The sequence below is a fragment of the Paenibacillus sp. FSL R7-0272 genome (genome assembly GCF_037969905.1).
Classification (GTDB): Bacteria; Bacillota; Bacilli; order Paenibacillales; family Paenibacillaceae; genus Paenibacillus; species Paenibacillus polysaccharolyticus.
In genome coordinates, this window is sequence record NZ_CP150221.1 from 1118912 (window position 1) to 1132149 (window position 13238).

Sequence of the window (13238 nt, forward strand, 5' to 3'; positions counted from 1 at the left end):
GTCCTAAACCACTGGGGTTTAAAAGCATAGCCCTCGAGTTATGATCACAACGCTATCTTAAGAAAATTTGGTTTTTATGTCAATAACTTTTTTCTGAGTATTTTTTTTCTATTTTTATATTTACAAAAGTATCCCGCTCGATTTAAACTATTCGCAGATTCAATCAAATTAAGGGCTATGCTTTCCGGATCAGCTTGTAATTCAGCTGACCTATCCGGGACAACCCCGTCTCTCCTGAGGCGGGGTTGTTTGTTGTCACCTAGGATTCACAGCAGAATCCGGGGGAGGTTTGCTTATTTAGTTTGTCCTGAGGGAAAAGGAAGAGAGAGGCGGTTGATGACAGTGAGCACAGGATCGGTTATAGAGTGTCTGAAAAACATTCAAGCATCGCAGCTCGGCAATAAGAGAAACATTTACGTATATCTTCCGTCAGGGTACGAGGAGCAGATTGAACGGCATTACCCGGTGTTGTACGTTCATGCAGGACAGCGGGCTTTTGGGCCATCCAGTCCGGGAAACGAAACGTGGCAACTTGACCTGGCAGCAGATGAACTCATCTCTGCTGGCCGGATTGAACCCATCATTATTGTTGCCATTGCCCACGTTCGTCCGGTTACCCGCAACGAGTTCTACCACTACGTTGATGCTGAGCAGGAAGCAATCGGCATAGGAGGCTCCGGAATTGAATACGAGCAATTTATTATTGATGAGCTTAAACCGATGATTGATCAGCGATACCGGACAAAGAGAGATAGAGATAACACGGGATTACTCGGTTCCTCGGCGGCTGCATTATGCACCTTGCATATCGGGATGCGTCATCCAGATGTGTTTGGCAAGCTGATCATGATGTCTCCGTACTTTGTGGATGCACAATTGGATGAACAAGCTGAGAATGGACTGCGGGAGAAAAACATGTACCGACTGCCGGATACCATTCCGGATGTGAACATGTGGGTGGATATTGGAGACACCGAAGGACTGTTCTTGCCTGAACAGGTAAGAAGGGCTGTACAGAAGATGCTGGATCGGGGAGCGGATGCAAAAAAGCTGGCTTACTTCGAACAGGCAGACGCTTGCCATCAGGAAGCGGATTGGGGAGCGCGTGTGCAATTACCCCTGTTGTACATGTTCGGCCAAGAAGGGCAACCGACTTCATTAGAGCTGTATGGCAGAGATGTCATCGGACTAGAAGGTGGAATGCAGGTAAGGGTTCAGGCGCGGTTCCAGTGTGATAACGGTCTGAGTCAGACCTTGCTAAGCGGAGAGTATGTTTCAAGTCATCCTGAAGTTCTTCAGGTTCTTGCAGACGGTACGCTGATTCCTCAGGCCATAGGGAGTGCTACGATTACGCTGGAATCGGGTGATTTAACGGCTACACGAGATTACAGGGTTATATCTGAACTAACCCCCGTTGTACAGGTCTGTATGCAAGCAAAGCTTACACCAACTTTCAGGTCATCGGAGCTATGGGAAGAATTCATCTACGGCGGGATGGGCATGAAGCTTACGCATGCAGGTGATGGTCACTATGAAGGCTGTTATCTTATTCCGCGAGACAGTGGCTTCTCTTTTCGTTTTACCCGTGGTTTCCGGTTATTCGAGACGGATCAGGAAGGCAATCCCATAGCCAATCGAATATTTCGTGCAACCGAAGACATGTCTCTCCACTATCATATTCAGGCTTGGGGCAGTGCATCTGCCAAAGTAGAAATAGGAGGCTCCCTCAAATGATAATCCATTCCTTCGCTCCAACACTGGACATCCCTTACTATTATCCATGCAATTTCCCCTTGATTCATGAAGTGCTTGAGCGGCAGGGCTCCGTTTCAAGTCTTGCCATGCTGGCTGCCAGCCGACTATATACGCTGCCATCATGCGAAGATAATGGCTTGGTGAAGACTTATTTTCACAAGCTGGATTATGAGGAACCGATCTGGAAGATCAATAATCAGCGGGAGTTGGGCAGCTTTGAGGAAGGAAAAATAGAGATTCGGCGGCAGCTTGAAACGGGCAGACTTTTTTTGGCGACAGGCACCAGTTATCATCTGCCTTATTGTGACGACTATCACAATCCCGAGTATATTAACAAACATGTCAAACAAGGCTCAAGGCATTACCTGATGGATCATTGGCTTGCCGTGTATGGCATGGATGAAGACCATATGTATGTCTACGACCCTGTGTTTTACAAGTTTAAAGGCAAGGTGGAACATGCAGCTTTTCATGATTTTTGGAGAGGGCATCAGACGATCCCTGAACTTGCGGAGGTTAAACGGAAGGAGACGCTGCGAACCTACGGAACAACGGATATTCAGGCCAAAGTCCTGCTGGATTCACAGGGGTACCGGGAGATGCTGGCCCAGGCATTGACTACTCAGGTACATGAATTTTTGACAGGTAGAACGGTCATGGAGGGAGCACGGCGTTTTTATTTTGGACATGCTGTCTCTACCAGTCTGATCGATACACTGGAAGGAAATGCAGGAGGGAGTGCAGAGAGCGAAACGCGAATATCGGGTCTGCTTTTTGATATGCGGTGGAGTCGATATTATTTCCGGGACGTGCTCAAGGAGTCTGCTGAGTGGCTGGGTGCGCCGCTTGACCAATACGCCAAGGAATATGAGAACATCATTTTCCGATGGGAAAAGGCCAATAGCTTGCTTCAGGTGGCAAGGCTGAAGCAGCGTGAAGGGTGGCAAGCTCAGTTGGCAGGTGTAGTGCAAGAGCTAGCCGCAGATGAATACAAATGGTATTCGTCGTTAAGAAAAGCACTGCCTCAAGCTTCCACATATCCGCGGCAATCCCAAACAGATATAGACAACGAAAATGAACACAAGGCAGCTCTGCTACGCATTGTACTGGATAGCTGCCGGGAGCTGAATGCGTATCATAACACATTCATTGCCTTGGATGAGGGCGGTAATGCACCACTATATGGTCGGGATGGACGACTGAATTCACTGGAACTGGTGTCTTTACTGGCTGTGGTAGAGCAGGGCATTGAAGAGCATTGGGGAAAAGGCCTGGGGAACGCTCTCGCCGAGATTGCCGCTGCTTCCTTGCCAGAAAGCCCGTATCAGACGGTAGGCTCGCTGGTGAATTATCTTGCACAGCATCAGACCTTGGGCAGTGATGGGGAGGGTGTGAGGTGATCGATTTTTTGCTAGAGCGATTTGCGGCTCACGGGCAGCACCCGGCGTTTATTTGGGAGGATCAAGAGTACAGCTACGACTGGCTGGTTCGTCAGATTTTTCTCATGGGAGAATGGATCGCAAAAGAGGGGATATCGGGGCGGGTTGTCACATTGGAAGAGGACTATTCTCCCTATGCAGCATCGGCAATGCTGGCATTGCTTGGAGCAGGGTGCATCGTGCTTCCGATCGATCGTAATTTGGTCGAAGCGAAACGGGACGAGTACGTAAAGCTTGCACATGTAGCTGTACGCTTGGGTGTAGACGCAGGCAAGCTTTTGGTGAGACAGATACGCGAGACTCATGAAGAAGAAGCGATGCCGTCCATTTTGACTGAATTGCGACTGGAGCAGGTGGGCGGATTAGTTCTGTTCTCCTCAGGCTCGACGGGAGTAAGTAAGGCGACGGTTCACCGGGCAGACCGGTTGTTACAAGCCTTTCGACGGCAGGTGCGTCCGCTGCGTACTATCCCCTTCATGATGTTTGACCACATCGGCGGGGTGAACACCATGCTACAATCGCTATCTAGCGGCGGGTGCCTGTGTATTGTGATGAACCGTACTCCGGAGGAAGTGTGCCATACCATTCAGAAACATCGTGTACAGGCGCTACCTGTATCCCCGACTTTTATGAATCTGCTGCTTTTGGGAAAACAAGACGAGCATTACGACCTTTCCAGCCTGGAAGTGGTCTCTTATGGCTCGGAAGTAATGCCTGAGTCGGTTTTGGAAGCCTGGACCCGGCGCTTTCCGAGGATCAGGACGATTCAAGCTTACGGCATGTCCGAATTGGGTATTTTACCAACACGTTCTAAAGAACCGGGGTCGCTGTTATTTTCCATTCAGGATGACGAGGTGAAGTGTCGGCTTGTAGATGGGGAGTTACAGATTTATACCGCAACGGCGATGATGGGTTACCTGAATGCTCCGTCTCCTTTTACAGAAGACGGTTGGTTGCGAACAGGAGATGAGGCAGTGGTGGAGGAAGGATATATCCGCATCCTGGGTCGTCGTTCCGAGATTATTAACGTAGGTGGCTGGAAAGTGTACCCTGCTGAAGTGGAGAGTGTGCTTGAAGAGATGGATGGCATTGAAGCGGCGGTAGTTACGGGAGAAGTGAGCGGGATAACAGGCCAGCAGGTGAAAGCGACAGTGCGACTCGCTAATCCTAGTTCACTGAAAGAGCTTCGCAGGGCTATATGGACTTATTGCCAAGACAAACTACCCGCATACAAAATTCCGCAGAAAATTGTGATCACAGAAGAAGCACTCGTCAGCTCCCGTATGAAAAAGGTCAGAAAGCCGGTATGATTGCCGCCGGATCATGCATAACCGCTTAATCAGAGGATGATCGGACTGATGAATCCAATACAATCCATGAACTGGAGAACGCATAAATCCGAAGGGATGTGCGTTTTTTTTGTTCATACAGGAGAGACGTTGCTTCAGACGTAAGGGTGTGCTTTTTATACAAAAAAGGGCCGGACGTTATTCACGTTCAGCCCTTCGGAATTTTACCCTTTACCAAAATCATGCTTCTGCTGGCTGTTTCGCCTCACATTGCAACAAAGAGAAGCCGTATGCGCCGAGCTCCAAGGTCAACTTGTTCTGTCTTGCCTCAACCGAAGCCGCAGTATACAAGTCACGCCACACGTTATGATCTCCCCATCCAAGCTCCAGTTTACGAGGCTCATCACTGGCATTGATCACCAGTACCATACGTTCTCCCGTCTCCGAATCCACACGTTCCATAGCAAGGCAAGGATCACCTGCTTCGGCATACATAATCTTTAACCCCGCGCTGCGCAAAGCTGGATGTTTCTTCCGTACCTCAATCGTATGGATGAAAAATTCAAGCAGTTCCCGGTTCTGTTTGCCCACGTCCCACTCCATACATTTGCGGCAACCCGGGTCATATCCACCGTCCAGTCCGACCTCATCTCCATAATAGACGCAAGGCGCACCCGGATAGGAGAAAAGCAACGTGACAGCCAATTTCATTTTGCGTATATCGCCATCACATAACGTCAGTAACCGCGGCGTATCGTGGCTGCCCAGCAGGTTAAACGCTGCTTCGGTAACGGGTTGGGAGTACGCAGCAAGCAGTTTGCCAATCTCGTTGGCGAATCCGAGTCCATCCAGCTTGCCGTGCACGGCATAATCCAGTACGGAGTTGGTAAAAGGGTAGTTCATGACTGCATCGAACTGGTCGCCTTGCAGCCACATTAATGAATCATGCCAGATTTCACCGAGCAGATAAGCATCGGGCTTGATCGCTTTGACCGTCTGACGGAATTCACGCCAGAACTGGTGATCCACCTCATTGGCCACATCCAGTCGCCAACCGTCAATATCCATCTCCTCTATCCAGTAGCGTGCAACCTCAAGCAGGTACGCTTTGACATCCGGGTGCTCCGTGTTGAGCTTCGGCATGAGCGGCTCAAAGGCAAAGGTTTCGTAGGTTGGAATGCCATCCTCAACCCGTGGCGGCCAATCCTTGATGTAGAACCAGTCCGCATAAGGGGAAGTCGCACCGTTTTTCATGACGTCGACAAAAGGAGGAAACTCTCTTCCCGAATGGTTAAATACAGCATCCAGAACAACTCGTATACCACGAGCATGACATGCGTCCACTAGCATTCTCAATTGTTCATTCGTGCCAAACTGAGGATCAACTTTCAAATAATCCGCGGTATTGTATTTATGGTTGGTCGTGGCCTCGAACAATGGACAGAAATAGATGGCTGTAATCCCGAGTTTATGAAGATGATCCAGATGGTCCATCACACCTTGCAGGTCTCCGCCAAAGAAATTGGTAGGTGTAGGCGTACCGCCCCAAGACTCAGCATTTGCTGGCGTTAGAGATGGGTCGCCATTCGCAAAACGTTCGGGGAAAATTTGATAAAATACAGCATCTTTAACCCAGGCAGGCGGTTCAAAAATATCAACCGGATTCATGAATGGAAAATCAAACATTTCCAGCGGATGATCCGGCAGTACCTGTTCAAATCCTCGCTCTGTCATCCACACAGAATCTTCCCCCTGGATTAGCTGAAAGGCATAACGAAGTCTGCGGTAAGGCGGAGATGTCTCGGCTTCCCAGTAATCAAACATTTCGTCCCGGGCGAAAATTTGCATAGGAATATGTGTGATCGTCCGATCCCAGGCATATTTATCCCCTGTAATCGCAATAACGGCATCCAAATCTCCCCGTTTGGACCGCAAGCGAAGATGCATGGTTGTTCGATTATACGCATAAGACCAGTTCAGTTTGGGACGATGATAAATGGCTTCTAAAATCATAGATATCACTCCTTGGCACATGGTTAAATGCAAAATAGGGCTAGAGAATGCCGTGAAAAACGCGTAGAAAACGCAAAAAAGGCACAACCTCTCATGTTCACGAGGTTGTACCTTTCGGCAGCATAGCCTTTTGATTATACGGATATTATACGAATTATTTTTGCAAAAGAAAACACTTTTTTTCCTTAATTATCAATTAATTATGGAGCCGAGTATACTACATCTGGAATCCCAGTTGTTCTCCGTATGTCTTAACTTCTTTGAGGTACTGCTCGATGCTCTTCTTACCCGCAGCAACCTTGTCATTGCCCTGCTTGAGGAACGTACGGTTTATTGTTGTTTTAGACACGGCCTTTTTGAACAACTGATAACCTTCCAGTTGTGCGTAGCTGCCTCTAATCAATTTGTCATGGATTTTTTTCAACTCCGTATTCTCCGGTTTGATCTGCTTCAGCATGGAAACATACTTTGTGTAATTCGGGATAGCTGTGTTGTTTAACGTCAAAAAGAAAGATTTGCGATTGGCAGAGGTGATGTATGTGTTTCCGCCTATGGCGTTTATAGCTTTCGTTTCATAAACAGCCGCTGCTTCCAATGCATCTAAATAATCCAGAAAATCTTGGTTATCCGCCGTAAGTTCCTGTTCTTCCTGGTTGATTGTCTCTTCCGTGTTTACCTCGTCCGAAATCACAGTGGAATTGTCTGCTGCCGCAGCGTAATGCCCTGTTGGAAGAACTATGCCGCCGATCAACGCCATACTCATCAGGATCGAAAGAATCCAATTTTTTTTCATAATGTCCGTCCCCTGTCTCTATATGTGATTTTATTCCAAGGGATAATCTAACATAAGAAGAGTTTCATTTACAGGAATAATTTAGGAATAAATGATGAGTTATATGAGCCGACTCTAAGTACGAAAAGTACAAAGTACGGTCAAATTATTCATAAATATAAGACTTTTATGTATAAATATTAATTTACTTGTATACCGTCACATCATGAAATAGAAGGATAGTTCAAGTTGTATTTGGACCAGAAGAAGTAGGTGACAATTGGCATAAGTGGTTACACCAACGTTGGATAATATCGATTTATATTATATGTATTCACCTGAAATTTGCTTTTATAGCGGCGTTTATAGAATAAATGAAGCTGGATATGAATCGTAAATATTTTTCCAAATAAGTGCTTGTCTAAATCATCCAACTCCATTACAATACAATTGATAATGAGATTCAATATCATTTAGGGTGAAAAGGGGAGACGGGTTCCATGTTTCGATTCAGCAAAAAGTTATATATTTATGCAGTACTTATTCTTATGATTTCGCTGCTGGCTGGCTGTGCTTCAGGGGGAAGTGCGGGTACAACCAATACAGCAAGCTCAGCAACAAGTGGTAAAAGTGCTGAAGGTAGCACGGATGGAGATCAAGCGGTCAAAGCTACAGACGAGACTCGGGTAATCAAACATGCCATGGGGGAAACAAAAATCATGGGAACTCCGCAACGAATCGTGACACTGTTCCAAGGTGCGAATGATGTCGTTGTTGCACTTGGCGTGAAACCGGCAGGTGTCGTGGAATCATGGGTGCAGCAGCCGGTATATGAATATCTGCGTAAAGATCTGGATGGCGTACCGCAAGTAGGTCAGGAATCCCAGCCGAATCTGGAAGAAATCAACAAGTTGAAGCCTGATCTTATTATTGCTACCAAAATTAGAGATGAAGAAATCTATGATCAGCTGTCCCAGATCGCACCAACGGTCGTGACCGAAACGCTGTTCGATTGGAAAGAAACATTGAAGATGGTCGGGGAAGCAATGAACAAAACAGAGCAATCGAATAAGCTACTTGCCGATTGGGAGACACGCGTAGCGGATTTCAAAGAGAAAATGGGTGACCGTCTGCCGATTGAAGCAACCATTACTAACTTCAGAGCAGATCAGGTTCGTATTTTCTACATGGGTTATGCAGGTAAAATCCTGAAGGAACTTGGATTTACAAGACCAGCGGGCCATGATGCAGATAAATGGGGTGTTGAACTGACATCCAAAGAGGCCATTCCGGATATGAATGCAGACATGATTTTTAATTTCAATTCAGGTACGGATACGGCTGCGATCGAGAAAAATTATAAAGATTGGACGAGCAGTCCGCTCTGGAAAAACCTTGATGCTGTGAAAAACAATCAACTGTACCAGGTCGATGAGGTAGCCTGGAACATGGCAGGCGGATATACATCAGCCAACATGATGCTGGACGATCTATACAAGCTGTTCAACCTGAATAAATAATAACCGGATCAGGATCCGCCATGCACCAGAACTTTCGTTAGCAAAGTGTATGGGCAGGCAGGTCCTGTTTCACTTCATAGATGAAAGAGTGAGAGTATGTTTCCCCTTTTTACCAAGGCGAGTGCCAAAATATACGGGTTGGTTGGGTTGTTCATTCTTATGTTGCTCGCTGCAACCGCCAGCATGATTCTGGGACGCACCCCTATTACGTTTCATATGTTGTGGGATGCGGTTCAGTCCTATGATGAAACATCAGTAGAGCATGTGGTGCTTCTGACAGAGCGATTGCCACGCACGATTATTGCGGCTGTTGTAGGGGCAAGTCTGGCTGTTGCAGGCGGACTGATGCAGGCACTGACGCGTAATCCGCTCGCTTCCCCGAGTGTGTTCGGGATCAACGCAGGTGCAATTTTCTTTATTGTTATTGCTGTTGTCGTATTGTCCGTGTCTTCGTTAACCACGATGATGTGGTTTGGATTTGCCGGAGCGGCAATCTCGGCAGCTATTGTATATGGTTTGGGTTCACTGGGGCGTGATGGTCTGACGCCAATCAAAATTGTATTAGCGGGTACCGCTATTTCAGCCTTGTTTGCCTCTTTTACGCAAGCGATTCTTGTTCTGGACGGCACGGGACTGCAGGATGTTCTGTTCTGGCTTGCCGGTTCGGTAAGTGGGCGAACACTAGAAATGCTGTATCCCGTTTTACCTTATATGGCGGTAGCCGCAGTGGTGTCGTTATTTATGGGGAGAGCTATCAATTTGTTATTAACAGGGGATGACATTGCAAAAGGGATGGGGCAGAACGTACTACTGGTCAAAGTGATGATGGGAATCGTTACGGTAGTACTCGCGGGTGGTTCTGTAGCAGTTGCCGGTTCCATAGGTTTGGTGGGTCTGGTCGTACCACATATCATGCGTGCATTTGTTGGTAATGACTACCGCTGGCTTGTCCCGTATTGCTTCTTGGGTGGAGCGATATTGCTAATGTCAGCTGATGTCGTAGCAAGGCTTGTCATTATGCCGCAGGAAGTTCCACTGGGTGTAATGACGGCATTAATCGGCGGACCCTTCTTCATCTATATCGCCCGGAAGGGGGTGACGAAGATATGAGGAAGATGCTGACGTATCGGAATAAAAAAGATACTGTTTCCATTCAAGTGGAACGTAAGTCCGTGATGGTTATCGCTGTATGTGTCCTTCTGTTTCTGGTAGCAGGGGTAGTCGGAACAAGCTTAGGCAGTGACTTTATTTCTCCACTGGACGTCCTTCGCACCATTTTTGGACTGAATGCAGGAGAGCATGATTTCGTCGTGCTGACACTCAGGCTTCCACGTGTGTTGTTATCTCTGCTTGTCGGGGCCGCACTGGGAATGTCGGGAGCACTGCTCCAGGGAATTATCCGTAATCCACTTGCCTCACCTGATGTCATCGGTATAACTGGTGGTGCTGCAGTGGCAGCTGTAGGATTTGTAACATTACTGGGTGGAGCCGTAAGCATTAAATTGCTACCACTCTTTGCGGTCATCGGTGCGATGGTCACAGCATTCATCATTTATATCTTGGCCTGGAAAAAAGGAGTCAGTCCGATCCGGCTGGTGCTGATCGGTATAGGCGTATCGGCTATAACGGGCGCTGGCACGACCTTTATGTTGATTTTAAGCCCGTTCTATACAGCAAGTCAGGCTTATATCTGGCTAACTGGAAGCATCTATGGAGCCACATGGACAGATATTCAGACGATATTACCTGTGATTATCATCGTCCTGCCCCTCGCCATGTGGTTTGGTCGCAGTTTGAATGCACAGGAGTTCGGAGATGACCTTGCCACAGGGCTTGGCGTTACGGTGCAGTGGCATCGATCTGCCTTGTTATTATGCAGTGTGCTTCTCGCCGGGATTGCTGTGTCTGTCGCAGGTACGATTGGCTTTGTGGGTTTAATTGCTCCTCATATTGCACGAAAACTGGTAGGGCGGATGTTTGGCAGTTTGCTGCTGGTATCCGGCTTTGTAGGTGCTTTATTGGTATGTACAGCCGATCTCATTGCCCGAACGGTATTTCTGCCGATGGATATCCCTGCAGGCGTATTTACCGCAGGAATTGGTGCACCGTTTTTTCTGTATCTATTATTTAAGAATCGAAACCATTATTGAGGAGGAGAGAGCCGTGAGTATTCTGGAAGCCAAACAGCTTACCATCTCTTATGGAGCAGATCCGATTATAGAAAACTTGAACCTGACCATTCCGAAGGGAGAGATTACAGTCCTGATCGGCAGTAATGGTTGCGGCAAATCGACGCTGCTACGTACGCTGGCAAGACTGCTGAAGTCCAGCTCAGGTACCGTGTTGCTGGATGGTGAAGAGATTGCAAAGCTACCCACCAAAGAAATCTCAAGACGCATGTCTATTCTGCCCCAAGGACCGACGGCACCGGAAGGTTTGACCGTGATTCAGCTGGTTCGTCAAGGACGCTATCCTCATCAGACATGGCTTAAACAATGGTCGCGTGAGGATGAGCGCATGGTTGAACTGGCTCTTGCGTCCACACATCTGACAGAACTTGCAGATCGTCCTGTTGATGCGTTATCCGGTGGTCAGCGTCAACGTGCATGGATCGCGATGACCTTGGCACAAGGTACAGAAACATTGCTGCTGGACGAGCCTACAACGTATCTGGATATGACACATCAGATTGATATTCTGGATCTGCTGTTTGAATTAAATGAACGGGAAGGGCGTACCATCGTGATGGTGCTTCACGACCTGAATCTGGCTTGTCGATACGCACATCATATCGTTGCAGTGCACAACAAGTCCATCTACGCAGAGGGCAAACCGGAGGATATTATTACTCGTGATCTCGTACGAAACGTTTTTCAGATGGAGTGTGACATTGCTGTAGATCCGTTATTCGGTACACCCACCTGTATCCCGCACGGAAGAGGCAGGAAGCTGCATGAAACGCAGCAACGTTATACACAGATGGCTTGATAAACAGGAGCTTCGAGGCACCTGTTGGTCAAAGATACCCGTAATGCTGAATCGGTACGTTTGCTATGCCTTTTTTGGCAAATGCTACGATTCTTATAACATCATGGACACAGGCGTATACGTCATGTTCTTACGGCCATTCATCCCCAAAATTATTCCTCAGTACCATCAATTTATTGTCATGGGGATAACGAAACAGGCAAGCAGAGGATTTTGAAACTCCATAGCTTGCCTTGTTTGTTATGCCTAAGTATGCCAATACTCCACGATTACAATGCCAATACCCTTCTAAAATAAAGATATTTTTTCCTTAAAAGTTTCATATTGACAATGGGTGAATAATTACCATAAAATAGATTTTGCGTGATACTGATAATCATTATCAATAAAATCAACCGATAGGAAGGTCGGATATGAATTTACTTCGTTCCAAATGTTCCGTATTTCCAGAAGGTTTTGAGAATCTACAGAATCGGCTGATTCTGAACAAAGCAAGAGAGATGGGGATCGGGTGCGAGTTGCTGGTGGATGGTTGTGAGGATTTTCTAAAACTGTCCTTGGAGCACAAACAGATCATCATTAACAAAACGAGAACTCACCGGCTACCGCTGATCGCAGGACTGCTTGCCAAGAATAAACAGGCATGTAATCTGATCCTGCATGAACAGGGGATGCCAGTTCCCCCTCATATCGTTGTAGAGGCCATGGGAGAAGAGGCCGAAGTTTTCCTTCATCAATACAGTTCCATCGTAGTCAAACCGCTGGATTCGAGCAGCAGTCAGGGGGTTACGCTGGATGTACGCACCGTTGCTGAGCTGGAAGCGGCAATTCATCTCGCAACTCAATATGGCAGTAGCATTCTGCTGCAACAATACGTCATTGGAACCGACTACCGGGTGTTAATTATCAACGAACAGGTAGCGGCGGTTAACCAATACCGTCCTGTGTATGTGACGGGTAACGGCAGTTCGTCTGTCCGTGAACGGATTGAAATGCTGAACCGGAACCGCATGCAGGACACAGAGATCGGTATGTACGAAGCTTTCCCCGCGATTGACCTAGACAATACTCATCTGCTGGATACATTGCGTAAGCAAGGACTTGCTTTGAATGACGTGTCTCCTGTAGATCAGGAGATTGAACTGTATGACCTCCGTAATTCGGCGGCCGGAAAGATCAGTGAATTTTACAGGGATTGTACGGATGACATTCACCCTGATAATGCCCGCATGATGATACAGGCAGCCCGAGCGCTCCAGATTGACGTTGCAGGTATCGATGTTCGCTGTAAGGACATTCGAGTACCTATTACAACGGAACAGGGAGGCATTCTGGAGGTCAACGCCTTGCCAGATCTCACTCACCATGTGTATCCACATGGCGGCACGACACGAGACGTTGTTCGGCAGTATCTGGAATATCTCAGTCAGAGTTAGCGCTTAGCATTATTCAATAACGAATG

The 13238-nt window shown here is 47.4% G+C and carries 10 protein-coding genes; 8 read left to right on the forward strand and 2 right to left on the reverse strand.

Annotated features, from left to right (window positions below; all coding sequences use genetic code 11):
• Window positions 1–336: 336 nt before the first annotated feature.
• The 3 genes from MKY23_RS04790 to MKY23_RS04800 are packed head-to-tail and all read left to right on the forward strand — an operon-like array spanning window position 337 to window position 4504.
• Entirely contained in the window at window positions 337–1734 is a 1398-nt protein-coding gene (locus tag MKY23_RS04790) for an alpha/beta hydrolase-fold protein (RefSeq protein ID WP_339835810.1), read from the forward strand.
• Window positions 1731–3155 carry a hypothetical protein gene (locus tag MKY23_RS04795; protein ID WP_339835813.1) on the forward strand — a complete coding sequence of 475 codons (1425 nt, stop codon included), beginning with the start codon at window positions 1731–1733 and terminating at the stop codon, window positions 3153–3155. The genes MKY23_RS04790 and MKY23_RS04795 overlap by 4 nt, the downstream gene beginning before the upstream one ends.
• Entirely contained in the window at window positions 3152–4504 is a 1353-nt protein-coding gene (locus tag MKY23_RS04800; RefSeq protein ID WP_339835816.1) for a fatty acid--CoA ligase family protein, read from the forward strand. Before MKY23_RS04795 ends, MKY23_RS04800 begins: the two co-directional genes overlap by 4 nt.
• A 219-nt stretch (window positions 4505–4723) precedes the next feature.
• Here the strand turns inward: MKY23_RS04800 and MKY23_RS04805 are convergent, their stop codons facing one another.
• Complete coding sequence (locus tag MKY23_RS04805; protein ID WP_339835818.1) at window positions 4724–6496, reverse strand: glycoside hydrolase family 13 protein; 1773 nt, start codon at window positions 6494–6496, stop codon at window positions 4724–4726.
• 217 nt (window positions 6497–6713) lie between these two features.
• Entirely contained in the window at window positions 6714–7289 is a 576-nt protein-coding gene (locus tag MKY23_RS04810) for a hypothetical protein (RefSeq protein WP_339835821.1), read from the reverse strand.
• Between the two features lie 479 nt (window positions 7290–7768).
• On the opposite strand from MKY23_RS04810, the gene MKY23_RS04815 reads away from it, so the two are divergent.
• From MKY23_RS04815 to MKY23_RS04835, 5 genes are all read left to right on the forward strand, one after another.
• Window positions 7769–8788 (forward strand): iron-siderophore ABC transporter substrate-binding protein, encoded by a 1020-nt coding sequence (locus MKY23_RS04815; protein WP_339835824.1) that lies wholly within the window; start codon window positions 7769–7771, stop codon window positions 8786–8788.
• Window positions 8789–8884: 96 nt separating this feature from the next.
• Window positions 8885–9898: an iron ABC transporter permease gene (locus MKY23_RS04820; RefSeq protein ID WP_154891183.1), complete on the forward strand. Its 1014-nt coding sequence runs from the start codon at window positions 8885–8887 to the stop codon at window positions 9896–9898.
• A complete protein-coding gene (locus tag MKY23_RS04825) occupies window positions 9895–10938 on the forward strand; it encodes an iron ABC transporter permease (RefSeq protein WP_339835828.1) in 1044 nt (347 codons plus the stop codon). Before MKY23_RS04820 ends, MKY23_RS04825 begins: the two co-directional genes overlap by 4 nt.
• A gap of 13 nt (window positions 10939–10951) precedes the next feature.
• Window positions 10952–11776 carry an ABC transporter ATP-binding protein gene (locus tag MKY23_RS04830; RefSeq protein WP_154960233.1) on the forward strand — a complete coding sequence of 275 codons (825 nt, stop codon included), beginning with the start codon at window positions 10952–10954 and terminating at the stop codon, window positions 11774–11776.
• 413 nt (window positions 11777–12189) lie between these two features.
• On the forward strand, window positions 12190–13212 hold the full coding sequence (locus MKY23_RS04835; RefSeq protein WP_154960234.1) for a hypothetical protein: 1023 nt from the start codon (window positions 12190–12192) through the stop codon (window positions 13210–13212).
• Window positions 13213–13238: the final 26 nt, after the last annotated feature.